Genomic DNA, 26190 nt, shown 5'->3' with positions numbered 1-26190 from the left:
AAAGTTATTCTTTTCCATCTTATTTTTTATAATTTACTTTTTAGTCAAAATAAAGCAAATCTTTGCTGGTGCTTGTAAACAGATCGAAACCATCTTTGGTAACAACACCGCAGTCCTCGATACGAACACCGACTTTACCAGGTATGTAGATACCAGGCTCAACTGAGAAGCACATGCCTTCTTCGATAACCATATCGTTTCCTTCCATGATGGATGGGAACTCGTGGACATCCATACCGATACCATGACCGAGACGGTGGTTGAAGTACTCACCGTAGCCAGCTTTTTCAATCACTTCACGAGCAGCTCGATCTACTTCATGAGCCGTCACACCAGGTTTGATAAAGTCAAGGGCAGCTTGTTGGGCTTCAAGAGTCAAGTTGTAAATATCTTTCTTGAACTGGTCAGGTTTACCAACAGCGACTGTACGAGTCATATCGGATGCATAACCATTCACCATCACACCGAGGTCAAAGAGGAGAAGGGCATTGTTTTCGACCTTGTTGGCTCCAGGAATACCATGTGGATTTGCAGCGTTATCACCTGTCAAAACCATAGTATCAAAGCTCATTTCGTAGCCTTCACGTTTCATAGCAAAGTCAATCTGCGCAATAATATCAGTTTCCGTATTATCAAGAGAGATATTGTCAAAACCAACTTTGACAGACTTATCAGCATAGACACCTGCAACCATCATCTTTTGTACTTCGTCTGCAGATTTGATTAAGCGCATGCGTTGGATCAATGGAGTTAAGTTGTCAAACTCGGCTGTTTCAAAGACTGTTTTCAAGCCATGATATTTGGTCAAGATGAGATTATCAAACTCAACTGCTACACGTTTGAAATCAAGCTGTGGCAAGGCGTTTTGGATTTTCTTCCAAGGATTTTCAGAGTCCACGTAGCCAACTACTGGGAAAGAGACAGTGCTAGTTGCACGTTCAACCTCAAGTGCTGGAACGAAGAGAAGCGGTTCCTGATCTGCAAGGACAAAAAGGAACATTTGACGTTCGTGTGGATCACTGTAAAAGCCAGTGAGGTAGTTAATAGTGACGGGATCAGATACGACAGCGACGTCTAGCTTTTCTGATTCAAGATAAGTTAAGATTTGTTGTAATTTAGACATATGCTACCTTCTTTCTACCCCTCTATTTTTGCAAAAATTAGGAGAAAATGCAAGGAAGAAGGAGAAAAGAACCTAAAAAAATTCCAACAGCTAATGGCATGTTGGAATTTAAATATTAATTGAAGTCTGCCTTGCTTTTAACATCGCTATATTCTTCAGCGATTTCTTGGCTGAGAATATCCTCATAAGTTGGTAGAACAATGTCCTGACCATATTTTTTCTTAAGAGCAGTAGTGACCAAGCGATAGGCAAGGTTGGCATTACGAGATAGGATAGGTCCGTGGAAATAAGAACCGAAAACATTTTTATAGTGAACACCTTCTTCGATTTTCTCTTCATTATTTCCATTTCCGTAAACAACCTGACCGAGTGGTTTTTGGTCATCTGAGAGGAAGGTACGGCCTTGGTGGTTTTCAAAACCATAATAAGTTTCATTAAACTCTTCATTATGAATCTTAATGTCACCAATGAATCGGTTATTGGTTTGGTTGAGTGTGTAATGTCCCATGACACCTAGACCTTCGATGCGTCTTCCGGAAGCTTCAATATAGTATTGGCCTAATAGCTGGAAGCCACCACAGATAGCAAGGACGACACCATCATTTTGGATAAAGTTGTCAATGCTCTCTTTTTTATCTGGCAAATCACCAGCAATGATACTTTGTTCAAAGTCTTGACCACCACCGAAAAAGGCAATATCGTAGTGATGTTCATCGAAATTATCATGAAGCGAAACGATATCAACTATCACATGTGCACCCAGCTTTTCAGCGACGTACTTGAGCATGAGGATATTTCCATTATCTCCGTAGGTGTTCATGAGATTCCCATAGAGGTGGGCGATATTTAGTTGGTAAGGATAATTGCCGTCTTTTGAGGAAAGTGAAGTATAAACCATTAGTTCATCTCCTTTCTAACAAGCTGACGATTGGCTAGTAATTCTCGGAATTCTAGCATAGCCGTATATGTCGCAAGGATATAGGCATGCTTGCAGTCTTGGGCTTCGATCGTTTTGAGAACTTGTTCCAGGCTACTTGTTTCAGTGATCTTGTCAGCTGGATAGCCAGTAACACGTAGACGACGAGCAATTTCAGAATGACGAACTCCACCCGCATTGATTTCAGGAATGTCCATATCCGTAATTTGCTCAAAGTCAGCATCCCAAATCCAGCTGGTATCAATCCCGTCCGCATAGTTGGCATTGAGGAGAACAGATAGACTAAATGGGTACGGAGCTAGTTTGATCATTTCGATGGCCTGGGTAGCACCAACAGGATTTTTAATAAGAACCAGTGTGCATTCCTTGTCACCGATATGGAAGGTTTCTTGTCGTCCAAAGACAGCACGACTCTTGTCAAATCCTTGCTTAATCAGTTGAGAATCAGCGCCTAGGTAACGGGCGATAGCAACTGCAGCCAGAGCATTGTAGATGTTGTAGAGACCACCGATTTGAATACCATATTCCTGACCGTCAATAATAAAACGAGAACGATTGTTGGTCAACTCAACCAATTCTGTCAGACGGTAGTCCAAGTCAGGACGCTTGCATCCACAATTTTCACAGATATAAGCTCCCAAGTTAGCATAAGTGTTGAGCTCATATTTCAGAATACTTTGACATTCAGGGCAGAGAATACCTTCAGTATTGTAGTGAGCAAGTTGCGCTGGACCTTTTTCTAGATCAAAACCAAAATATTGAACAGGATTTTGAATTGCAGGTTTATAGAAAAGCGGACTATCACCGTTCAGCAGAACAGTAGCAGTAGGAACTTTTCGAATAGCATCCAAAATCATGTTATAGGTTGTATAGATCTCACCGTATCGGTCCATCTGATCGCGGAAAATATTGGTGATAACGAAAAGACTAGGATGGATGTAGTCACAGATATGTGAGAGACTAGCTTCGTCGATTTCAAGAACTGCTATATTTTTTCCAGTTTTTGAAGATTTTGCAGTCAAGAAAGTAGTCGTAATCCCTGTGATCATGTTGGCACCACTAGGATTAGTTAACACTTTACCATAAATTTCCTTTAGGATACCGACAGTGAGAGCGGTCGTCAAGGTTTTCCCATTGGTACCAGTTACCACAACAATTTCGTAGTTTTTCGCTAAATGTTGTAAAATATCTTTATCAAATTGAAGGGCAATTTTTCCAGGGAGCGTACTTCCACGTCCAAGACGACTCAAAATAAAATGAGAAGAACGCCCAGCAAGAAGGCCCAAAGTAGTTTTTAATTTCATGTTTCTATTATATCATAAATGCTGAAAAAGACAGATTTGAGATTTTGGATAAAAAAACAACCCTAAGGAGGTTGTTTTTTCATAAGTGTATCTTAGCTTAAATCGCAAACAAGTCATTCAAGTTTTCAGCCAATGTTGGGTGAGTGAAGATTTGTTTTGTGAAGTAAGTGTATGGGATTTTGTTGTCCATAGCAACAGTAATAATGTTGATGATTTCTTGTGATCCTTCTGAAAAGATAGTTGCCCCGAGAATTTCTTTAGTTTCAGTGTTGACAACTGCTTTGAAAGCTCCACGAAGGTCACCATTTACATGACCACGAGGCATAGCAGCAACTGGGATTTCCTTAACAGCGTATGGAAGTTCCAAATCAGCTGCTTGGCTTTCAGTCAAACCAACTTGTGAAAGTGCTGGTGTGATGAACATGGTGTTTGGAACATTGAGACGGTCTTCAAGTGTGTAGCTGCCATCACCAACAAGGTAGCTGTAAACAACACGGAAGTCATCTAGTGAAATGTAGGTAAATTGAAGTCCACCGTTGACATCTCCAACTGCAAAGACACCAGGAATGTTTGTTTGACAATGTTTGTCCACCTTGATAGCACCACGTTCAGTTAGTTCAATATCTGTATTTTCAAGTTGAAGTGGTTCTACATTTGGTTTACGTCCAGTTGCGTAGAGAAGGGCGTCAAAACGGTAGGTTTCATTCTCTGTCACGACAAGAACTTGGTCACCATCGTTTTTGATTTCAGTAGTATGGATATTTTGAAGGAGTTCAATGCCGTCTTCTTCCATGTATTGTTTAGCAAGAGCAGCAATGGAAGGTTCTGCGCGAGGTAGGAAAGTATCTAGAGCGTCTAAGACTGTTACCTTGCTTCCGAGTTTATTGTAGAGACCAGCAAACTCAAGACCGATATTTCCACCACCAAGAATTCCGAGTTTTTCTGGTAATTGTTCCAAGTTTTGGATACCAGTTGAATCAAAGACATTCTTGCTAGTAGACAGTCCTGGAATAGGCAAAACGTTTGAAATAGCACCAGTGTTAATGACGATTGTTTCAGCAGTTAGTTCTTGTTTTTCATCACCAGCTTGAATTTCGATGACCTTATTAGAAACAAAGTGGGCTTCGGCATCAATGATATCAACTCCAGTACCAGCGATAGTAGCATAGTTTTTACCATTGAGGCGTGTAGTAACAGTGTTTTTAGTTGCCATGACCTCGTCAAATGACAAGTCCTTTTCTGCAGCAACTAACAAGGTTTTAGTTGGAATACAACCGATGTTGATACAAGTTCCACCGTACATAGCCTTGTTGCGTTCGATAAGGGCAACTTTTTTACCAGCTGAAGCTAGTTTGGCAGCAAGAGTTTTACCTGCCTTACCAAATCCAATAACAATTAAATCGTATGTTAACATTTTTAAATCCTCCTGTTTGTTTTCATTCTAACACAAGAAAAAAATTTTTTCACAATTCTGCTACGGGAAAAAATATTGGACTAAATTAGTCTTACGAAAGCTTTTGAGAATCAAGTTCAAAAAATAGAAAAATCGTTTACATAATTTAATCAAGTGGTTAGACTATCTTTTGGCCCTCTCTTGTGTTATACTAGATAGGTTGCAAAGAAAGCAGTACTTTTCTTTAGTGGAAAAGAAGCAACACGATCTTTCATATAAAGATATGGAAAACCGTCATGAAAAGAAAAGTATAAACTAAGCGCTATAGGGTGGCTTCGCACCACCTTTAGAAAGAAGAAAAACGTGAAATTTAATGAATTTAACTTGTCTGCTGACCTTTTAGCAGAAGTTGATAAAGCAGGATTTGTAGAAGCAAGTCCTATCCAAGAGCAAACCATTCCTTTGGCTCTTGAAGGAAAAGATGTTATCGGTCAAGCACAGACTGGTACAGGGAAAACAGCAGCCTTTGGCTTGCCAACCCTTGAAAAAATTCGTACAGAAGAAGCAACTATCCAAGCTTTGGTGATTGCCCCAACTCGTGAACTGGCTGTTCAAAGTCAAGAAGAGCTTTTCCGATTTGGTCGTAGTAAAGGTGTAAAAGTTCGTTCAGTCTATGGTGGTTCAAGCATTGAAAAACAAATCAAGGCTCTTAAATCAGGTGCTCACATCGTTGTAGGAACACCGGGACGTTTACTTGACTTGATTAAACGCAAGGCCTTGAAATTGCATGATATTGAAACCTTGATTTTAGATGAAGCAGATGAAATGCTGAACATGGGATTCCTTGAAGATATTGAAGATATCATCTCTCGTGTACCAGAAAATCGTCAAACCTTGCTCTTTTCAGCGACTATGCCAGATGCTATCAAACGTATTGGTGTTCAGTTCATGAAAGAACCTGAGCATGTAAAGATTGCTGCAAAAGAATTAACAACAGAACTAGTAGACCAGTACTATATCCGCGTTAAGGAACAAGAAAAATTCGACACCATGACTCGTCTCATGGATGTTGATCAACCTGAGTTGTCTATTGTCTTCGGTCGTACCAAACGTCGTGTAGACGAGTTAACTCGTGGACTTAAAATCCGTGGTTTCCGTGCAGAAGGTATCCATGGAGATTTGGACCAAAACAAACGTCTTCGTGTCCTTCGTGATTTTAAAAATGGCAATCTTGATGTCCTCGTTGCAACAGACGTAGCTGCTCGTGGTTTGGATATTTCAGGTGTGACTCATGTCTACAACTACGATATCCCACAAGACCCTGAGAGTTATGTTCACCGTATTGGTCGTACAGGACGTGCAGGTAAGTCAGGTCAGTCTATTACCTTCGTTTCACCTAATGAAATGGGTTATCTCCAAATCATTGAGAACTTGACTAAGAAACGCATGAAAGGTCTCAAGCCTGCAAGTGCAGAAGAAGCCTTCCAAGCGAAGAAGCAGGTTGCACTGAAGAAAATTGAACGTGATTTTGCGAATGAGGAGATTCGTAGCAATTTTGAAAAGTTTGGCAAGGATGCTCGTCAATTAGCATCAGAATTCAGTCCTGAAGAATTGGCCATGTATATCCTCAGCTTAACTGTTCAAGACCCAGATAGTCTTCCTGAGGTTGAGATTGCACGTGAAAAACCTTTACCATTTAAACCATCTGGTGGTGGCTTCGGTGGCAAAGGCAAGGGTGGTCGAGGAGGCCGTCGTGGGGATGACCGTAGAGATCGTGATCGCCGTGGCAATGGACGTCGTGATGACTATCGTAAAGGTGGACGGTCAAAGGATCGCTTTGATAAAGAAAAGCGTTACCGCAAGGATACTAAAAAACCACGCAATACTTCAAGCGAGAAGAAAACAGGCTTTGTTATTCGTAACAAAGGAGATAAATAACAAAAAAAGCGGTTCACTGAGGTGGATCGCTTTTATATATAAGGAGACCGAGAGTCATATGAAAAGTAATACGAGAAGTTTGTATTTATAAATTTGTTATCTTGTAATATTATCTTATCAAAAAAATAAAATACTGTCAATAAGAAAATAATAAAAAATAGGAAAAATTTTCGAATACACTTGAATTGCAATTCAATAAACAATTTTCAGATAATTGTTGAAAAAGTCAGAATTTTATGATATAATGAAAGCGATTATATGCGAGGTAAAAAATGGCACATTTATTAGAAAAAACAAGAAAAATCACATCAATTTTAAAGCGTTCGGAGGAGCAATTACAAGATGAGCTTCCTTATAATGCCATTACACGTCAATTAGCAGACATTATTGACTGTAATGCTTGTATTGTGAATAGCAAGGGTCGTTTGTTGGGCTACTTTATGCGCTACAAAACTAATAATGACCGAGTAGAGCAATTCTTCCAATCAAAGACTTTCCCAGAAGATTATGTGCAAGGTGCAAACATGATCTACGATACGGAGGCCAATCTTCCAGTAGAGCATGATTTGACAATTTTCCCAACTGAGAGTCGTTCTGATTTCCCAGATGGTTTGACAACGATTGCTCCAATCCATGTCTCTGGTATTCGCTTGGGTTCATTGATTATTTGGCGTAATGATAAGAAGTTTGAAGAAGATGATTTGATTCTGGTTGAGATTGCCAGCACAGTAGTAGGAATTCAACTCTTAAACTTCCAACGTGAAGAAGATGAGAAAAATATTCGTCGTCGTACGGCTGTAACTATGGCGGTTAATACCCTTTCTTACTCTGAACTTAGAGCAGTATCGGCTATTCTAGCTGAATTAAATGGTAATGAAGGTCAATTAACAGCTTCAGTCATTGCAGACCGTATCGGTATCACTCGTTCTGTAATTGTTAATGCCCTTCGTAAACTTGAATCGGCAGGGATTATTGAGAGTCGTTCTCTTGGTATGAAAGGAACTTATCTCAAAGTTCTAATTCCAGATATTTTTGAAGAAGTGAAAAAGAGGGACTATTAATGGCTAAGGCTTTAATTTCTATTGACTATACAGAAGATTTTGTAGCGGATCATGGGAAACTGACTGCGGGTGCTCCAGCTCAAGCAATATCTGATGATATATATGGGGTGACCCAAAAGGCTTTTGAACGTGGAGATTATGTCTTTTTTACCATCGATGCCCATGAAGAAAATGATGTTTTTCATCCTGAAAGTAAACTATTCCCGCCTCATAATATTATTGGGACTAGTGGACGAAACTTGTATGGCAAGCTAGCCGAATTCTATCAGGAACATGCTGATGATAGTCGTGTTTTCTGGATGGATAAGCGTCACTATTCAGCATTTTCTGGGACTGATTTGGATATCCGTCTCAGAGAGCGTAAAGTGGATACTGTCATTTTGACGGGAGTTCTTACAGATATCTGTGTCTTGCATACGGCCATTGATGCTTATAATCTTGGTTACCAGATAGAAGTTGTCAAACCGGCAGTAGCTTCCATTTGGCCTGAAAATCATGCCTTTGCACTTGGACATTTCAAGAATACACTTGGTGCGAAATTGGTTGATGAAAATTTGCTTGAAATTACAGAATAATACATTTCAAGATGAAAAAATCTGAAAAAAGTCTTGACAATTTTTTTCAAAGTTGATATACTAGTAAAGTAATCGACGCGGGGATGGCGGAATTGGCAGACGCGCAGGACTAAGGATCCTGTGACCGCTTTAGGTCGTGAGGGTTCAAGTCCCTCTCTCCGCATAGTAGTGAGCTAGCTTTGGCTAGCTTTTTATTTTTCATCAAAAAGAGCAAAAATATTTTTGCTCTTTTTTTGGTATTTCATAAACATTTCATATTTGAATATTATAATGGTTTTACAAATATGGAGGTGCTATATGAATCCCACTCAAAGAGCTTGGGCTTACGTCAGCAGAAAACGACTGAGAAGTCTCATATTATTCCTGATTCTATTTGTCTTATTGGCTGGAATATCGGCTTGTTTGACGCTCATGAAGTCTAACAAAACAGTAGAAAATAATCTTTATCGCTCTCTGAATACATCTTTTTCTATTAAAAGAATAGAAGCAGATCAGACCTTTCAACTGTCTCAACTAGATGACCTTAAAAATATAAAGGGGCTTGAAAAGATTTCTCCTGAGCTAGAAACAATAGCTAAGTTAACTGACAAAGAAGTCGTTACTGGAGAACAAAGTATCCAAAGGGATGATTTGACAGAGGCTGAAAAAAATCTTATCAGTTTGATTGCATTAGAAGACTCTTCCAAGGATGTTTCTTTTACAAGTTCCGCCTTTACCCTTAAAGAAGGAAGACACCTAGAAAAAGGAGATAGTCAGAAAATCCTAGTCCATGAAGAATTAGCTAAGAAGAATAACTTAAAACTTGGGGATAAGATTAGTTTAAATCCTGGACAAGTTGAAGGAAATAGTGGACAAAAGCTAGACTATGAAATCGTAGGTATTTTCTCAGGTCAGAAGCAAGAAAAATTCACTGGTCTTAGCTCAGATTTTAGTGAAAACACGGTCTATACAGACTTCGAAAGTAGCCAAACTCTTCTTGGAAATAAGGAAGTTCAAGTAACTGCTGCTCGTTTCTATCTAGAAAATCCAAAAGATATGGATAGTATCATTCAAGAGATTGAAAAGTTATCTCTGGAAAACCAAGGGTTCCAAGTTGAAAAGGAAAACAAGGCCTTTGAACAAATCAAGGATTCGGTTTCGACCTTCCAAACCTTCCTACAGATTTTCCTCTATGGCATTATGATTGCTGGTGTAGGAGCGCTGATCTTGGTCTTGTCACTTTGGTTACGAGAGCGAGTCTACGAGGTTGGTATTTTATTGGCACTAGGTAAAGGGAAAATAGCAATCTTTAGCCAATTTTGCCTGGAAGTCATCCTAGTTTCATTGGCATCTATTCTGCCAGCATTTGTAGCTGGAAATGCCATTACTTCCTATCTCTTGAAGACTGTACTAGCAAGCGGTGACCAAGCTGCACTACAAGATACTCTGACAAAGACAACGAATCTTACAACAAGTCTTCTATCATTTGGAGAATCTTATATTTTCCTACTTATAATTAGCTGCTTGTCAGTTGCACTTTGTTTCCTATTTTTATTTAGAAAATCACCGAAAGAAATTTTATCATCTATTAGTTAATGAAGGAGAAATCATGACTTTACTACAATTACAAGATCTTACTTATCGTTACAAGAACACTGCAGAAGCAGTATTATATAAAATCAATTACGATTTTGAACCTGGCAAGTTTTATAGTATTATCGGAGAATCAGGAGCTGGGAAGTCAACACTCTTATCTCTATTAGCAGGACTTGATAGCCCAGTCGAAGGAGCTATCTTATTCGAAGGCAAGGATATTCGTGAACAAGGTTATTCTTATCATCGTATGCACCATATCTCTCTAGTTTTCCAAAACTATAATTTGATTGATTATCTTTCTCCACTGGAAAATATCCGCTTGGTTAATAAAAAAGCTAGCAAGGATACCCTTCTTGAACTTGGTTTAGATGAAAGTCAAATCAAGCGGAATGTTCTCCAATTATCAGGAGGGCAGCAACAACGTGTTGCCATTGCTCGTAGCCTTGTATCGGAAGCACCAGTGATTTTAGCAGATGAACCAACAGGAAACTTGGATCCTAAGACTGCTGGAGATATTATTGACCTGCTCAAATCTCTCGCTGAGAAAACAGGCAAGTGTGTGATCGTTGTGACCCACAGCAAGGAAGTAGCACAGGCGTCAGATATTACACTTGAATTGAAGAATAAGAAATTGACTGAAACAAGGAAAAATAGTAACTAAAACTTTTAAACATATTAAAAACGGAAGTAAATCTAGAAAGGAATCTTATGTTACACAACGCATTTGCCTACGTCACAAGAAAATTTTTCAAGTCTATTGTGATCTTTCTTATCATTCTCTTGATGGCTAGTTTGAGTTTGGTCGGCTTGTCTATCAAGGGAGCAACAGCCAAGGCTTCTCAAGAAACCTTTAAAAATATCACCAATAGTTTCTCCATGCAAATCAATCGTAGGGTCAATCAAGGAACTCCACGTGGTGCTGGGAATATCAAGGGTGAAGATATCAAAAAAATTACCGAGAATAAGGCCATTGAATCCTACATCAAACGGATTAATGCTATCGGTGATTTGACAGGCTATGAACTGATTGAAACGCCTGAAACCAAGAAAAATCTAACTGCAGATCGAGCTCAACGTTTTGGAAGTAGCTTGATGATAACAGGGGTCAATGACTCTTCTAAAGAAGACAAATTTGTGTCAGGCTCTTACAAACTAGTCGAAGGTGAGCATTTAACCAATGACGACAAATACCAGATTCTCATGCACAAAGACTTGGCTGCTAAACACGGCTGGAAGGTTGGAGACAAGGTCAAACTGAACTCCAATATCTACGATGCAGATAATGAAAAAGGAGCCAAGGAAACAGTAGAAGTAACGATTAAAGGACTTTTTGATGGACATAACAAATCTGCTGTGACCTATTCACAAGAACTTTATGAGAATACAGCTATCACAGATATTCACACAGCTGCCCAACTCTATGGTTATACAGAAGATACAGCTATTTATGGAGATGCTACCTTCTTTGTAGCTGGAGATAAGAACCTAGATACTGTCATGCAAGAATTAGGGTCTATCAACGGCATCAACTGGAAGATGTATAGCTTGATTAAGAGTTCATCTAACTATCCTGCCCTTGAACAATCTATCTCAGGCATGTACAAGATGGCTAATCTTCTCTTCTGGGGTAGCTTGAGCTTCTCTGTTCTTCTACTTGCTCTCTTACTGACACTATGGATTAACGCCCGTCGTAAAGAGGTTGGAATTCTCCTTTCAATTGGTCTAAAACAAGCAAGTATTCTAGGACAATTTATCACAGAAGCAGTTATGATTGCAATTCCAGCACTAATTTCAGCTTATTTCCTAGCCAACTATACTGCTCGTACTATTGGAAATACTGTTCTTGCAAATGTCACATCAGATGTGGCTAAGCAGGCTAGTAAGGCAGCCCAAGCCTCTAATCTTGGTGGTGGTGCAGAAGTCGACGGCTTTAGCAAGACACTTTCAAGTTTGGATATTTCCATTCAACCTTCTGACTTTGCTATCATCTTTGTACTTGGATTGGTTCTTGTGGTATTAGTTATGGCACTTGCTTCAAGCAATCTCCTCTTTAAACAACCAAAAGAACTTTTGATAGATAGTGAATAAAAAACCTGCTACCTATTCTCAGTCAAATGAGATATAATATAGGTAGCATTTTTGATAGAAAAGGATTTATATGAAAATTCTAATTGTAGAAGATGAAGACATGATTCGCGAGGGAATTAGTGATTATTTGACGGATTGTGGCTATGAAACCATTCAGGCAGCAGATGGCCTTGAGGCCTTAGAAAAATTTTCCAATCACCAAGTTGCCTTGGTTCTCTTAGATATCCAAATGCCGAAACTCAATGGTTTAGAGGTTTTGTCAGAAATCCGTAAAAGCAGCCAAGTTCCGGTCTTGATGTTGACAGCCTTTCAGGACGAGGAATATAAGATGAGTGCCTTTGCTGCATTAGCAGATGGTTATTTGGAAAAGCCTTTTTCTCTATCTTTGTTAAAAGTACGAGTGGATGCCATCTTTAAACGTTATTATGATACCGGTCGTATTTTTACGTATAGAGACACCGAGGTAGACTTTGACAGCTATAGCGCCAAAGTGGCTGGTCAAGAAGTTGCAGTGAATGCAAAAGAACTGGAAATTTTAGACTATCTGGTTAAAAATGAAGGTCGAGCCTTAACACGGTCGCAGATTATCGATGCTGTATGGAAGATGACAGATGAGGTTCCTTTTGACAGAGTGATCGATGTCTATATCAAGGAATTACGGAAAAAATTGGATTTAGACTGTATTCTTACCGTGCGCAATGTTGGTTATAAATTGGAGAGAAAATGAGACGTTCAGGTTTATTTAAAAAAATTTTTATCTATACCTTCTCGGTATTTTCTACCTTGGTCATTTGTTTGCATTTGGCCATCTACTTCCTCTTTCCTCCGACCTATCTCAGTCACCGTCAGGAGAGCATCGGGCAAAAGGCTACAGAAATTTCCCAGTCCCTCCAAGGAAAGGACAGTCAAGCTATTCAGGAAGTCCTTGAACTTTATTCTAAAAGTAGTGATATTAAGGGAGCTGTTAAGGGAGAGATGACTCAGGATAAGTTGGAAGTCAATGATAATCTTCCCGTTGATAAACAACGACAAACGGCTTCTTTAGTTATTGAGGAAAGAGAAGTTCAAACCAAGGATGGTCAGACGATGACCTTACAGTTTTTAGCTTCTATGGATTTGCAGAAAGAAGCAGAAAACATCAGTCTTCAATTTCTGCCTTATACGCTATTAGCGTCTTTTATCATTTCGCTCCTCATCGCCTTTATCTATGCTAGAACCATTGTTGCTCCTATTTTGGAAATCAAACGAGTGACTCGACGGATGATGGATTTGGATGCAGAAGTGAGGTTGCGCGTGGATTCTAAGGATGAAATTGGCGATCTTAAAGAACAAATCAACAGCCTTTATCAGCATCTCTTGACTGTGATTGCAGATTTGCATGAGAAAAACGAGGCCATTCTCCAGCTGGAAAAGATGAAGGTTGAGTTTTTACGAGGAGCTTCCCACGAACTGAAAACGCCTCTAGCTAGTCTAAAGATTCTTCTGGAGAATATGAAAGCCAATATTGGGCGCTATAAAGATCGGGACCATTATCTGGGAGTTTCTTTGGGTATTGTGGATGATTTGACTCACCATGTCCAGCAAATCTTATCCCTTTCTTCAGTGCAAGAATTGCGAGATAAGAAAGAACAAATCAACCTTCTTGAAATGACAGATTTTCTCTTAAAGGATTATGATTTATTAGCCAAAGAGAGGGAAATCTCAGTTGTGAATCAACTGACTGACCAACAAACTTATCTAAATCCTTCGGTACTAAAGCTGATTCTTTCCAATCTTATCAGTAATGCTGTGAAACACTCTGTTCAAGGTGGTTATCTAAAAATTGGGACAGAAGATGGCTGGGTTTTCATTGAGAACGCCTGTACTCCTGAGGAGCAAGATAAGTTTGAACAATCCTTTACGGTTTCTAGTCGACAAAGTAAGGGAGCTGGTTTGGGACTCTTCGTAGTCAAAAGTTTATTGGAAAACGAAGAAATTGACTATCGATTTGAACGCTATGAAGACCACTTAGCCTTTTATATGAACCTACCTAAAGACCTGTAAGATTAGGACTTTGAGGAGAGTTCCATATTTTTAGATAGAAGAAATTAAATCTAAACTACAGGAAAAACTAGATTTTTTTGTCAAAAAGTGATAAAATGAACAATGTAAATGGGATATCCCATAAAAATATACAGGAGGCCTGATAAAATGGCAATCGTTTCAGCAGAAAAATTTGTCCAAGCAGCTCGTGACAACGGTTATGCAGTTGGTGGATTTAACACAAACAACCTTGAGTGGACTCAAGCTATCTTGCGCGCAGCAGAAGCTAAAAAAGCTCCAGTTTTGATCCAAACTTCAATGGGTGCTGCTAAATACATGGGTGGTTACAAAGTTGCTCGCAACTTGATCGCTAACCTTGTAGAATCAATGGGTATCACTGTACCAGTAGCTATCCACCTTGACCACGGTCACTACGAAGATGCACTTGAGTGTATCGAAGTTGGTTACACTTCAATCATGTTTGACGGTTCACACCTTCCAGTTGAAGAAAACCTTAAATTGGCTAAAGACGTAGTTGAAAAAGCACACGCTAAAGGTATCTCAGTAGAAGCTGAAGTTGGTACTATCGGTGGTGAAGAAGACGGAATCATCGGTAAAGGTGAATTGGCTCCAATCGAAGACGCTAAAGCAATGGTTGCAACTGGTATTGACTTCTTGGCAGCTGGTATTGGTAACATCCACGGTCCTTACCCTGCAAACTGGGAAGGTCTTGACCTTGACCACTTGCAAAAATTGACAGAAGCTCTTCCAGGCTTCCCAATCGTATTGCACGGTGGATCAGGTATTCCTGATGAGCAAATCCAAGCAGCTATCAAACTTGGTGTTGCTAAAGTTAACGTTAACACTGAATGCCAAATCGCATTCGCTAACGCAACTCGTAAATTTGCTCGTGACTACGAAGCAAACGAAGCAGAATATGACAAGAAGAAACTCTTCGACCCACGTAAATTCTTGGCTGACGGTGTAAAAGCTATCCAAGCATCAGTTGAAGAACGTATCGACGTATTCGGTTCAGAAGGTAAAGCTTAATCTAGCTGAACAATACAAAACGAAACCCGCCTGTGAAGGTGGGTTTTTTGTTTCTGGATATATACAGATTATACTGGAAAGTTCTTTAACTTAAGTTGCTAAAAGAGTCTAATTTTTGTACAATAATGCTATGAAAATACTGAAAAAATCAGCCCTTGTCCTTCTTAGTTTCCTTATCTTGTTTTTAGTAGGGACATTTATCTTTCATCGTATCAGCTTAGAAAAGGAACAAGCCTCTCTAACTCCTATGGGTAAAACTGTTCTCGTTAATGGCCACAAAATCAATGTTTACGTTGAGGGGGATGGTCCAGAGACAATAGTAGTTCTATCAGGTGCTGGAATTGCTTCCCCAATCTTGGACTTTAAGAATGTGTCGGATTCCTTATCAAAAAAATATAAGGTAGTCATCGTGGAGCGGGCTGGCTATGGTTATAGCGAGGATAGTAATCAATCCAGAGACGTGATGGAAGTTTTGTCTGAGACACGTCAAGCTCTATCACAAGCAAATATATCAGGACCTTTTATCATTCTGTCTCATTCAATGGCTAGTCTTGAAAGTCTGGCTTGGCAGGAAAAGTATCCTGATGAGGTGAAAGCCTTGGTTGGTCTGGATTGGGCGTTACCAGCAAGTTATGAGGATTTAAAGGATAATCAGGCCTTGCTTACTGTGGCTTATTGGAGCAGTAAGATTGGTTTATTACGCTATTTCCCTGAGTCCTTTTATATAAAAAATCCAACTCTGACTGAAACTGAACGACAACAATATAAATTACTAGCATATAAGCAGTTGATGTCACAAGCCATGCTTCATGAATCCCGTTTGGTAAAGGAAAATGCTAAGAAAGTTCCCTCTAGCATCAATCCGAAAATTCCCACCTTATTACTAGTTTCTAACGGTGAAGGCACGACCTTTAGCCAATCAGAATGGCAGCATTATGCAGAGAAATTTTCTAGTGACCAGTCTAATATTCAAGTCGTCTATATGGATGCGCCTCACGACCTCTATCATTATCAAAGTCATGAAATAGTTTCGCAGATTGAAGATTTTTTAAAGAGTAATTGATGGTTTAGAGATTTTTTAAATTTTAGACTTATGACGTTAATTAAATAATGAAGGATTAACAGTAGAATAGTAAATTTTTTCTTAACAAAAACCTGCCCATTGGGCGGTTTTTTTGTATGTCCTAAGGAAACGATGAAACCAGAATTTTTGTTTAAAAGTATTATTTTAAGAGAAAAATCTCTAATTTTACAATCCATAGGCAAACGCTTGCATTCTAGTTTTTATTGGACTATAATAGGTTGGTATAAAGCCTTCTGTAATAATATTGAGAAGGCGTAGAAAGTAAGGATTTAGATATTTGTAGTTAAAAATACAATGTTGCTATTCCTTGCTATAGGGAGAGATTTATGGCAATGATAGAAGTGGAACATCTTCAGAAAAATTTTGTGAAGACAGTAAAGGAACCAGGCTTGAAGGGGGCTTTGCGCTCCTTTATTCATCCTGAAAAGCAGACCTTTGAAGCGGTCAAGGATTTGACCTTTGAAGTTCCAAAAGGCCAAATTTTAGGCTTTATCGGAGCAAATGGTGCTGGGAAGTCGACAACCATCAAAATGCTGACAGGGATTTTAAAGCCGACATCTGGCTATTGTCGGATTAACGGCAAGATTCCCCAGGATAATCGCCAAGATTATGTCAAGGATATTGGAGTCGTTTTCGGACAACGTACCCAGCTATGGTGGGATTTGGCACTGCAAGAGACCTACACGGTCTTGAAGGAGATTTACGATGTGCCAGACTCGCTTTTCCATAAGCGCATGGACTTTTTGAATGAAGTTTTGGATTTGAAGGAATTTATCAAGGATCCTGTGCGGACTCTTTCACTGGGACAACGGATGCGGGCGGATATTGCAGCTTCCTTGCTTCACAATCCCAAAGTTCTCTTTTTAGATGAGCCGACCATTGGTTTGGATGTGTCGGTCAAGGATAACATTCGCCGGGCTATTACTCAAATCAATCAAGAGGAAGAAACAACTATTCTCTTGACCACTCACGATCTGAGTGACATTGAGCAACTCTGTGATCGGATTTTTATGATTGACAAGGGGCAAGAGATTTTTGATGGAACGGTGAGCCAGCTCAAGGAGACCTTTGGCAAGATGAAGACTCTTTCCTTTGAGCTGACGCCAGGTCAAAGTCATCCCATCTCTCATTATGAGGGCTTGCCTGATATATCCATTGATAGACAAGGAAACAACCTGACTATTGAATTCAATAGTTCCCGCTACCAGTCAGCTGATATTATCAAGCAAATCCTATCTGATTTTGAAGTCCGTGATTTGAAGATGGTAGATACGGATATTGAAGATATTATCCGTCGCTTCTATCGAAAGGAGCTCTAGGATGGTCAAATTGTGGAGACGTTATAAACCCTTTATCAATGCGGGGATTCAGGAATTGATTACCTATCGAGTCAACTTTATTCTCTATCGGATTGGTGATGTCATGGGGGTTTTTGTGGCCTTTTATCTCTGGAAGGCTGTCTTTGATTCTTCGCAAGAGTCCTTGATTCAGGGCTTCAGTATGGCAGATATCACTTTCTACATCATCATGAGTTTTGTGACCAATCTGTTGACCAGGTCGGATAGCTCCTTTATGATTGGGGAGGAGGTCAAGGATGGTTCCATTATCATGCGTTTGTTGCGACCAGTGCATTTTGCGGCCTCTTACCTCTTTACCGAACTTGGCTCCAAGTGGTTGATTTTTATCTCTGTTGGACTGCCATTTTTAAGTGTCATTGTTTTGATGAAAATCTTATCTGGGCAAGGTATTGTAGAAGTGCTGGGATTAACTGTCCTTTATCTCTTTAGCTTAACTCTGGCTTATCTGATTAACTTTTTCTTTAATATCTGCTTTGGATTTTCAGCTTTTGTGTTTAAAAATCTATGGGGTTCCAACCTACTCAAGACTTCAATAGTGGCCTTTATGTCTGGAAGTTTAATTCCCTTGGCTTTCTTTCCGAAAATCGTTTCAGATATTCTGTCCTTATTGCCTTTCTCATCCTTAATTTACACTCCGGTCATGATTATTGTTGGGAAATACGATGCCAGTCAGATTCTTCAAGCACTTTTGCTTCAGTTTTTCTGGCTTATAGTGATGGTGGGCTTGTCTCAGTTGATTTGGAAACGAGTCCAGTCATTTATCACCATTCAGGGAGGTTAGGATGAAAAAATATCAACGCATGCATCTCATTTTTATCAGACAATACATCAAACAAATCATGGAATACAAGGTAGATTTTGTGGTTGGTGTGCTGGGAGTTTTTCTGACTCAAGGCCTGAACCTCTTGTTTCTCAATGTGCTCTTTCAACACATCCCCTCGCTAGAAGGCTGGACTTTTCAAGAAATCGCCTTTATCTATGGATTTTCCTTGATTCCCAAGGGACTGGACCATCTCTTTTTTGACAATCTCTGGGCTCTGGGACAACGTTTGGTGCGAAAAGGAGAGTTTGACAAGTACCTGACGCGTCCTATCAATCCTCTCTTTCACATCCTCGTTGAGACCTTTCAGATTGATGCCTTGGGTGAACTTTTGGTCGGTGGAATTTTACTAGCGACAACGGCGACTAGCATTGCTTGGACTCTTCCAAAATTCCTGATTTTTCTAGTTTGTATTCCTTTTGCGACCTTGATCTATACTTCCTTAAAAATCGCGACAGCCAGCATCGCTTTTTGGACCAAGCAGTCAGGTGCCATGATTTACATTTTCTATATGTTTAATGATTTTGCCAAGTACCCGATTTCTATTTACAATTCGCTCCTTCGTTGGTTAATTAGCTTTATTGTACCTTTCGCCTTTACAGCCTACTATCCTGCCAGCTATTTCTTGCAGGACAAGGATGGACTCTTTAATATTGGTGGTTTGATTCTGATTTCCCTTGTCTTCTTTGTCATTTCTTTGAAACTATGGGACAAGGGCTTAGATGCCTACGAAAGTGCGGGATCGTAAGAGATAATATAGGATGAGATTTAAAAATTAAGTATGTTACAAACAACCGTTGAAAATTATTGCGGTTGTTTTTGCATGTTTATGAAGACATAAATTCTATCCATACCACTTTTTGCGATTTTGGTAGTTATTCCAGTTGATTGATAATATTTTTGATGGTAGGAATGAGTCTATATTGTACCCAGTTAACTATAATATTTATCGATTAGATCATTTGTTAACATGGATTAAAAAAAAAATTAACCCGCGTTAATTTCTCTTGACTTAAATTTTTTTAATTGATATACTATTTTTCAGAGAGCTAACAATTATATATAAATGTACTACTCTATTTCCTAGATAATACTTAGTAAAACTTTTTATAACAAAGGCTAGCAAAGTTAAAGTTTTCTATCTATTGGAAGTTAAATAAATATGTAAGGAATTAAAATGAAAAAAAGTACAGTATTGTCACTAACTGCAGCTGCAGTTATTTTAGCAGCATATGTCCCTAATGAGGTAGTCTTAGCAGATACATCTAACTCTGAAGATGCTTTAAATATCTCTGATAAAGAAAAAGTAGTAGTAGAGAAGGAAACAGAAAATAAAGAAAAACATGAAAATATTCCTAATGCTATAGAAACTTCAAAGGATACTGAAGAGAAGAAAACAACAATTATTGAGGAAAAAGAAGTTGTTAGTAAAAATCCTGAGATAGATAATAAAACTAGCAATGAAGAAGCAACAATCAAAGAAGATTCCAATCAATCTCAAGGAGATAAAGCGGACTCGTCTGCAAGTAAAGACCCAGAAAGTCCCAAAAAAGAGGATAAACTTGTCTATATTGCTGAATTTAAAGATAAAGCATCTGGAGAAAAAGCAATCAAGGAATTATCCAATCTTAAGGATACAAAAGTTTTATATACTTATGATAGGATTTTTAACGGTAGTGCTATTGAAACAACCCCAGATAATCTGGACAAAATTAAACTAATAGAAGGTATCTCATCGGTTGAACGATCACAAAAAGTCCAGCCAATGATGAATCATGCTAGAAAGGAAATTGGAGTTGAAGAGGCAATTGATTACCTAAAGTCTATCAATGCTCCATTTGGTAAAAATTTTGATGGTAGAGGTATGGTCATTTCAAATATCGATACCGGGACAGATTATAGGCATAAGGCCATGAGAATTGATGATGATGCTAAAGGCTCAATGAGATTCAAAAAAGAAGACTTAAAAGGTACTGATAAAAATTTCTGGTTGAGTGATAAAATCCCTCATGCTTTCAATTATTATAATGGTGGTAAAATCACTGTAGAAAAAGCTGATGATGGAAGCGATTATTTTGATCCACATGGGATGCATATTGCAGGGATTCTTGCGGGAAATGATACTGAAAAAGATATTAAAAACTTTAACGGAATAGATGGAATTGCTCCTAATGCACAGATCTTCTCTTATAAAATGTACTCTGACGCAGGATCTGGGTTCGCAGGGGATGAAACAATGTTTCATGCTATTGAAGATTCAATCAAACACAATGTCGATGTTGTTTCAGTATCATCTGGCTTTACAGGAACGGGCCTTGTAGGTGAGAAATATTGGCAAGCTATTAGGGCGTTAAGAAAAGCAGGCATTCCAATGGTTGTAGCTACGGGTAACTATGCAACTTCTGCTTCAAGTTCTTCATGGGATTTGGTGGCAAATAATAATCTGAAAATGACCGACACTGGAAATGTAACACGAACTGCAGCACATGAAGATGCGATAGCGGTCGCTTCTGCTAAAAATCAGACAGTTGAGTTTGATAAAGTCAACATAGGTGGAGAAAATTTTAAATACAGAAATATAGGGGCCTTTTTCGATAAGAATAAAATCACAACAAATGAAGACGGTTCAAAAGCTCCTAGTAAATTGAAATTTGTATATATAGGTAAAGGTCAAGACCAAGATTTGATAGGATTGGATCTTAAGGGCAAAATTGCAGTAATGGATCGAATTTATACCAAGGATTTAAAAGATGCTTTTAAAAGAGCAACGGATAAGGGCGCACGCGCCATTATGGTTGTAAATACTGTCAATTACTACAATAGAGATAATTGGACAGAGCTTCCAGCCATGGGATATGAAGCGGATGAAGGGACTAAAAGTCAAGTATTTTCAATTTCAGGAGATGATGGTGTAAAGCTATGGAACATGATTAATCCTGATAAAAAAACTGAGGTTAAACGAAATAGTAAGGAAGATTTCAAAGATAAATTGGATCAATACTATCCAATTGATATGGCCGGCTATAATTCTAATAAACCGAATGTAGGTGACGAAAAAGAAATTGACTTTAAGTTTGCACCTGACACAGACAAAGAATTGTATAAAGAAGATGTTATAGTTCCAGCAGGATCCACATCTTGGGGACCGAGAACAGATTTGCTTTTAAAACCTGATGTCTCAGCACCAGGTAAAAATATTAAATCCACTCTCAATGTCATTAATGGGAAATCAACTTATGGTTATATGTCAGGGACTAGTATGGCAACTCCAATCGTGGCAGCTTCTACTGTTTTGATTAGACCAAAGTTAAAGGAAATGCTTGAAAGACCTGTATTGAAAAATCTTAAGGGAGATGACAAAATAGACCTTACAAGTCTTACAAAAATAGCCCTACAAAATACTGCACGGCCTATGATGGATGCGACTTCTTGGAAAGAAAAAAGTCAATACTTTGCATCACCTAGACAACAGGGAGCAGGTCTAATTAATGTTGCCAATGCTTTGAGAAATGAGGTTGTAGCGACTTTCAAAAACACGGATTCTAAAGGTTTGGTAAACTCTTATGGTTCTATTTCTCTTAAAGAAATAAAAGGAGATAAAAAATACTTTACAATTAAGCTTCACAATACATCAAACAGACCTTTGACCTTTAAAGTTTCAGCATCTGCTATAACTACAGATGCTCTAACTGACAGACTAAAACTCGATGAAACATATAAAGACGAAAAATCTCCAGATGGGAAGCAAATTGTTCCAGAAATCCATCCAGAAAAAATCAAAGGAGCAAATATTACATTTGAGCATGACACTATTACCATAGGAGCAAATTCTAGCTTTGATTTAAATGCGGTTATAAATGTTGGAGAGGCTAAAAACAAAAATAAATTTGTAGAATCATTTATTCATTTTGAGTCAGTGGAAGAAATAGAAGCTCTAAACTCCAACGGGAAGAAAACAAATTTCCAACCTTCTTTATCGATGCCTCTAATGGGATTTGCTGGGAATTGGAACCACGAACCAATCCTTGATAAATGGGCTTGGGAAGAAGGATCAAAATCAAAAACAATGGAAGGTTATGATGATGATGGTAAACCAAAAATTCCAGGAACCTTAAATAAGGGAATTGGTGGAGAACATGGTATAGATAAATTTAATCCAGCAGGAGTTATACAAAATAGAAAAGATAAAAATACAACATCCCTAGATCAAAATCCAGAATTATTTGCTTTCAATAACGAAGGGATCAACGCACCATCATCAAGTGGTTCTAATATTGCTAAAATTTATCCTTTAGATTCAAATGGAAATCCTCAAGATGCTCAACTTGAGAGAGGATTAACACCTTCTCCACTTGTATTAAGAAGTGCAGAAGAAGGATTGATTTCAATAGTAAATACAAATAAAGAGGGAGAAAATCAAATCGACTTAAAAGTCATTTCGAGAGAACACTTTATTAAAGGAATTTTAAACTCTAAGAGAAATGATGCAAAGGGAATCAAATCTTCTAAGCTAAAAGTTTGGGGTGACTTGAAGTGGGATGGACTCATTTATAACCCTAGAGGTAGAGAAGAAAATGCACCTGAAAGTAAGGATAACCAAGATCCTGCTACTAGGATAAGAGGTCAATTTGAACCGATTGCGGAAGGTCAATATTTCTATAAATTTAAATATAGATTAACTAAAGATTATCCATGGCAGGTTTCCTATATTCCTGTAAAAATTGATAACACAGCTCCTAAGATTGTTTCAATTGATTTTTCAAATCCTGAAAAAATTAAGCTGATTACAAAGGATACTTATCACAAGGTAAAAGATCAGTATAAGAATGAAACGCTATTTGCGAGAGATCAAAAAGAACATCCTGAAAAATTTGACGAGATTGCAAACGAAGTTTGGTATGCTGGCGCCGCTCTGGTTAATGAAGACGGAGAGGTTGAGAAAAATCTTGAAGTAACTTATGCAGGTGAGGGTCAAGGAAGAAACAGAAAACTTGACAAAGATGGAAATACCATTTATGAAATTAATGGTGCGGGAGATTTAAGAGGAAAAATCATTGAAGTCATTGCACTAGATGGCTCTAGCAATTTCACAAAGATTCATAGAATTAAATTTGCTGATCATGCTGATGAAAAGGGGATGATTTCCTATTATCTAGTAGATCCTGATCAGGATTCATCTAAATACCAAAAGCTTGGCGAGATTGCCGAATCTAAATTTAAAAATTTAGAAAATAGAAAAGAGGATAGTCTTAAAAAAGATACAACTGAGGAAGAAAATCATCAAGACAATGAAGAGTCTATCGAAGAAAAATCTAGCTTGACTATTCATAAAACGATTTCAACAATTAGAGAGTTTGAAAGTAAAGACTTAAAGAAACTCATTAAAAAGAAATTTAGAGAAGTTGATGACTTTACAAGTGAAACTGGTAAGAGAACAGAGGAATACGATTATAAATACGATGATAAGGGAAATATCATTGCTTATGACGATGGTAGTGCCTTAGAATATGAAACTGAAAAACTTGACGAAATAAAATCAAAAATTTATGGTGTTCTAAGCCCGTCTAAAGATGGACACTTTGAAATTCTTGGAAAGATCAGTAATGTTTCTAAAAATGCCAAGGTATATTATGGAAATAATTATAAATCTATAGAAATCAAAACGACCAAGTATGATTCCCACTCAAAAACGATGACATTTGATTTATACGCTAATATTAATGATATTGTGGATGGATTAGCTTTTGCAGGAGATATGAGATTCTTTGTTAAAGATGATGATCAGATAAAAGCTGAAACTAAAATTAGAATGCCTGAAAAAAATAAGGAAACTAAAACAGAATATCCCTATGCATCAAGTTATGGGAATGTAATAGAATTAGGAGAAGGAGATCTTTCAAAAAACAAACCAAACAATTTAACTGAAATGGAATCTGGTAAAATCTATTCTGATTCAGAAAAACAACAATATCTGTTAAAGGATAACATCATTCTAAGAAAAGGCTATGCACTAAAAGTGACTACCTATAATCCTGGAAAAACGGATATGTTAGAAGGAAATGGAGTCTATAGCCAGGAAGATATAGCAAAAATACAAAAGGCCAATCCTAATCTAAGAGTCCTTTCAGAAAAAATAATTTATGCTGATAGTAGAAATGTTGAAGATGGAAGAAGTACTCAATCCGTATTAATGTCGGCTTTGGACGGCTTTAACATTGTAAAATATCAAGTGTTTACCTTTAAAATGAACGATAAAGGGGAGGCAATCGATAAAGATGGAAATCTTGTAACAGATTCTTCTAAACTTGTATTATTTGGTAAGGATGGTAAAGAGTACACTGGGGAGGATAAATCCAATGTAGAAGCTATAAAAGAAGATGGTTCTACGTTATTTATTGATGCAAAACCAGTAAATCTTTCAATGGACAAGAACTACTTTAATCCATCTAAATCTAATAAAATTTATGTACGAAATCCAGAATTTTATTTAAGAGGTAAGATTTCTGATAAGGGTGGTTTTAACTGGGAGTTGCGAGTGAATGAATCGGTTGTAGATAATTATTTAATCTACGGAGATTTACACATTGATAACACTAGAGATTTTAACATTAAGCTTAATGTTAAAGACGGTGACATCATGGACTGGGGAATGAAAGACTATAAAGCAAACGGATTTCCAGATAAGGTAACAGATATGGATGGAAATGTTTATCTTAAAACTGGCTATAGCGATTTGAATGCGAAAGCGGTTGGAGTACACTATCAATTTTTATATGATAATGTTAAACCAGAAGTAAACATTGATCCTAAGGGAAATACTAGTATTGAATATGCTGACGGAAAATCTGTTGTCTTTAACATCAATGATAAAAGAAATAATGGATTCGATGGTGAGATTCAAGACAAACATATTTATGTAAATGGAAAAGAATATAAATCATTTGATGATATTAAACAACTAACAGATAAGACACTAAACATTAAGATTGTTGTAAAAGATTTCGCAAGAAATACGACCGTAAAAGAATTCATTTTAAACAAGGATACGGGAGAGGTAAGCGAATTAAAACCTCATACGGTGACTGTGACCATTCAAAATGGAAAAGAAATGAGTTCTAAGATAGTGTCGGAAGAAGATTTCATTTTACCTGTCTATGAGGGTGAATTAGAAAAAGGATATCAATTTGATGGCTGGGAAATTTCTGGTTTCGAAGGTAAAAAAGATGCTGGTTATGTTATTAATGTGTCAAAAGATACCCTTATAAAACCTGTATTCAAGAAAATAGAGGAGAAAAAGGAGGAGGAAAATAAACCTACTTTTGATGTATCGAAAAAGAAAGAAAAAACACAACCTGATTCAACTAATGATGTCAACAGTATTGTTTCTGGTAAAAATGATAAAAACTTTGAAAATAAGAAGGAAGTTTATCTTAATGAACAAGAGAGCATAGCTAATAAACATACCGATATCGATAGTAAATCAACTACTAACAATTCTGATAGGTTGCCAAAAACTGGAACAGTTAGAGCAGTTCTTACACCATTCATTGCTGGAATATTGTTTATAGTAGGATCACTCCTTGGATTGAAGAAAAAAGATCAAGATTAGGACAAAAGCTATAGATAAAAAATTGGTTTATGTACTGAGATTAGCTAGTGTGATAATGAAACAGTTTTGTGAAAATAGTCATTTTTAACTCAATTAGTTAGTTTGCTTTGATATTGATACCCTTTTTGGATTTATGAATGGACTTAGTTTAGGTAAGTAATGAATTGATTGAAAGGGTTAGTCTTGACAATATTGGTCATATTGATTAGAAAATAGAGTCTATCAAAATTTAAAGGTTAATAGAGGTGATGAG

The 26190-nt window shown here is 37.7% G+C and carries 18 protein-coding genes and 1 tRNA gene; 15 read left to right on the top strand and 4 right to left on the bottom strand.

Annotated elements, in window-relative coordinates; genetic code table 11:
* Positions 1 to 40 precede the first annotated feature (40 nt).
* The 4 genes from K1I61_RS03645 to K1I61_RS03630 form a co-directional block, all read right to left on the bottom strand.
* On the bottom strand, positions 41 to 1123 hold the full coding sequence (locus tag K1I61_RS03645) for a M24 family metallopeptidase (RefSeq protein WP_223333264.1): 1083 nt from the start codon (positions 1121 to 1123) through the stop codon (positions 41 to 43).
* 115 nt (positions 1124 to 1238) lie between these two features.
* The gene (gene gatD, locus K1I61_RS03640) at positions 1239 to 2021 is read right to left on the bottom strand and encodes a lipid II isoglutaminyl synthase subunit GatD (protein WP_223333262.1); all 783 of its coding nucleotides are present in this window, start codon (positions 2019 to 2021) and stop codon (positions 1239 to 1241) included.
* Positions 2021 to 3364: a lipid II isoglutaminyl synthase subunit MurT gene (murT, locus tag K1I61_RS03635; protein WP_223333260.1), complete on the bottom strand. Its 1344-nt coding sequence runs from the start codon at positions 3362 to 3364 to the stop codon at positions 2021 to 2023. The genes gatD and murT overlap by 1 nt, the downstream gene beginning before the upstream one ends.
* Before the next feature lie 97 nt (positions 3365 to 3461).
* A complete protein-coding gene (locus K1I61_RS03630) occupies positions 3462 to 4778 on the bottom strand; it encodes an FAD-containing oxidoreductase (protein ID WP_223333258.1) in 1317 nt (438 codons plus the stop codon).
* Between the two features lie 342 nt (positions 4779 to 5120).
* On the opposite strand from K1I61_RS03630, the gene cshA reads away from it, so the two are divergent.
* The 15 genes from cshA (at position 5121) to K1I61_RS03555 (ending at position 25937) form a co-directional block, all read left to right on the top strand.
* The gene (gene cshA / locus K1I61_RS03625; protein ID WP_223333256.1) at positions 5121 to 6695 is read left to right on the top strand and encodes a degradosome RNA helicase CshA; all 1575 of its coding nucleotides are present in this window, start codon (positions 5121 to 5123) and stop codon (positions 6693 to 6695) included.
* A 272-nt stretch (positions 6696 to 6967) separates the two neighbouring features.
* The gene (gene codY / locus K1I61_RS03620) at positions 6968 to 7756 is read left to right on the top strand and encodes a GTP-sensing pleiotropic transcriptional regulator CodY (protein ID WP_016466100.1); all 789 of its coding nucleotides are present in this window, start codon (positions 6968 to 6970) and stop codon (positions 7754 to 7756) included.
* Positions 7756 to 8331, top strand: coding sequence for a cysteine hydrolase family protein (locus tag K1I61_RS03615; protein WP_223333254.1), 576 nt, complete (start codon positions 7756 to 7758; stop codon positions 8329 to 8331). The genes codY and K1I61_RS03615 overlap by 1 nt, the downstream gene beginning before the upstream one ends.
* A 77-nt stretch (positions 8332 to 8408) precedes the next feature.
* Positions 8409 to 8494 (top strand) — tRNA-Leu (locus K1I61_RS03610).
* A 134-nt stretch (positions 8495 to 8628) separates the two neighbouring features.
* Positions 8629 to 9906 carry an ABC transporter permease gene (locus tag K1I61_RS03605; RefSeq protein ID WP_223333252.1) on the top strand — a complete coding sequence of 426 codons (1278 nt, stop codon included), beginning with the start codon at positions 8629 to 8631 and terminating at the stop codon, positions 9904 to 9906.
* Between the two features lie 13 nt (positions 9907 to 9919).
* Positions 9920 to 10567, top strand: coding sequence for an ABC transporter ATP-binding subunit Vex2 (gene vex2, locus K1I61_RS03600; RefSeq protein ID WP_223333250.1), 648 nt, complete (start codon positions 9920 to 9922; stop codon positions 10565 to 10567).
* Positions 10568 to 10614: 47 nt separating this feature from the next.
* The gene (gene vex3, locus K1I61_RS03595; RefSeq protein ID WP_223333247.1) at positions 10615 to 11994 is read left to right on the top strand and encodes an ABC transporter permease subunit Vex3; all 1380 of its coding nucleotides are present in this window, start codon (positions 10615 to 10617) and stop codon (positions 11992 to 11994) included.
* A 70-nt stretch (positions 11995 to 12064) separates the two neighbouring features.
* The gene (gene vncR, locus K1I61_RS03590) at positions 12065 to 12721 is read left to right on the top strand and encodes a response regulator transcription factor VncR (RefSeq protein WP_223333246.1); all 657 of its coding nucleotides are present in this window, start codon (positions 12065 to 12067) and stop codon (positions 12719 to 12721) included.
* Positions 12718 to 14037, top strand: a complete 1320-nt coding sequence (gene vncS / locus K1I61_RS03585) for a sensor histidine kinase VncS (protein ID WP_223333245.1) — start codon at positions 12718 to 12720, stop codon at positions 14035 to 14037. Before vncR ends, vncS begins: the two co-directional genes overlap by 4 nt.
* A 147-nt stretch (positions 14038 to 14184) precedes the next feature.
* Positions 14185 to 15066: a class II fructose-bisphosphate aldolase gene (locus K1I61_RS03580; protein ID WP_033688381.1), complete on the top strand. Its 882-nt coding sequence runs from the start codon at positions 14185 to 14187 to the stop codon at positions 15064 to 15066.
* 130 nt (positions 15067 to 15196) lie between these two features.
* Entirely contained in the window at positions 15197 to 16129 is a 933-nt protein-coding gene (locus K1I61_RS03575) for an alpha/beta fold hydrolase (RefSeq protein ID WP_223333244.1), read from the top strand.
* A 347-nt stretch (positions 16130 to 16476) separates the two neighbouring features.
* Positions 16477 to 17469, top strand: coding sequence for an ABC transporter ATP-binding protein (locus K1I61_RS03570; RefSeq protein WP_223333243.1), 993 nt, complete (start codon positions 16477 to 16479; stop codon positions 17467 to 17469).
* A 1-nt stretch (position 17470) separates the two neighbouring features.
* A complete protein-coding gene (locus K1I61_RS03565) occupies positions 17471 to 18289 on the top strand; it encodes an ABC transporter permease (RefSeq protein WP_223333240.1) in 819 nt (272 codons plus the stop codon).
* A 1-nt stretch (position 18290) separates the two neighbouring features.
* Positions 18291 to 19076 carry an ABC transporter permease gene (locus tag K1I61_RS03560; RefSeq protein ID WP_223333237.1) on the top strand — a complete coding sequence of 262 codons (786 nt, stop codon included), beginning with the start codon at positions 18291 to 18293 and terminating at the stop codon, positions 19074 to 19076.
* A gap of 429 nt (positions 19077 to 19505) precedes the next feature.
* Positions 19506 to 25937 carry a S8 family serine peptidase gene (locus tag K1I61_RS03555; protein WP_223333235.1) on the top strand — a complete coding sequence of 2144 codons (6432 nt, stop codon included), beginning with the start codon at positions 19506 to 19508 and terminating at the stop codon, positions 25935 to 25937.
* Positions 25938 to 26190: the final 253 nt, after the last annotated feature.

Origin of the sequence: Streptococcus infantis (assembly GCF_019929665.1) — a bacterium.
Lineage (GTDB): Bacteria > Bacillota > Bacilli > Lactobacillales > Streptococcaceae > Streptococcus > Streptococcus infantis_H.
The sequence above is the reverse complement of the archived record's forward strand: the minus strand, read 5'-3'. Positions and strand labels throughout refer to the sequence as shown.

Coding starts and splice junctions, on each gene's coding strand:
- K1I61_RS03645 (WP_223333264.1), bottom strand. CDS start 1,123: ATGTCTAAATTACAACAAATCTTAACTTATCTTGAATCAGAAAAGCTA.
- gatD (WP_223333262.1), bottom strand. CDS start 2,021: ATGGTTTATACTTCACTTTCCTCAAAAGACGGCAATTATCCTTACCAA.
- murT (WP_223333260.1), bottom strand. CDS start 3,364: ATGAAATTAAAAACTACTTTGGGCCTTCTTGCTGGGCGTTCTTCTCAT.
- K1I61_RS03630 (WP_223333258.1), bottom strand. CDS start 4,778: ATGTTAACATACGATTTAATTGTTATTGGATTTGGTAAGGCAGGTAAA.
- codY (WP_016466100.1), top strand. CDS start 6,968: ATGGCACATTTATTAGAAAAAACAAGAAAAATCACATCAATTTTAAAG.
- K1I61_RS03615 (WP_223333254.1), top strand. CDS start 7,756: ATGGCTAAGGCTTTAATTTCTATTGACTATACAGAAGATTTTGTAGCG.
- K1I61_RS03605 (WP_223333252.1), top strand. CDS start 8,629: ATGAATCCCACTCAAAGAGCTTGGGCTTACGTCAGCAGAAAACGACTG.
- vex2 (WP_223333250.1), top strand. CDS start 9,920: ATGACTTTACTACAATTACAAGATCTTACTTATCGTTACAAGAACACT.
- vex3 (WP_223333247.1), top strand. CDS start 10,615: ATGTTACACAACGCATTTGCCTACGTCACAAGAAAATTTTTCAAGTCT.
- vncR (WP_223333246.1), top strand. CDS start 12,065: ATGAAAATTCTAATTGTAGAAGATGAAGACATGATTCGCGAGGGAATT.
- vncS (WP_223333245.1), top strand. CDS start 12,718: ATGAGACGTTCAGGTTTATTTAAAAAAATTTTTATCTATACCTTCTCG.
- K1I61_RS03580 (WP_033688381.1), top strand. CDS start 14,185: ATGGCAATCGTTTCAGCAGAAAAATTTGTCCAAGCAGCTCGTGACAAC.
- K1I61_RS03575 (WP_223333244.1), top strand. CDS start 15,197: ATGAAAATACTGAAAAAATCAGCCCTTGTCCTTCTTAGTTTCCTTATC.
- K1I61_RS03570 (WP_223333243.1), top strand. CDS start 16,477: ATGGCAATGATAGAAGTGGAACATCTTCAGAAAAATTTTGTGAAGACA.
- K1I61_RS03565 (WP_223333240.1), top strand. CDS start 17,471: ATGGTCAAATTGTGGAGACGTTATAAACCCTTTATCAATGCGGGGATT.
- K1I61_RS03560 (WP_223333237.1), top strand. CDS start 18,291: ATGAAAAAATATCAACGCATGCATCTCATTTTTATCAGACAATACATC.
- K1I61_RS03555 (WP_223333235.1), top strand. CDS start 19,506: ATGAAAAAAAGTACAGTATTGTCACTAACTGCAGCTGCAGTTATTTTA.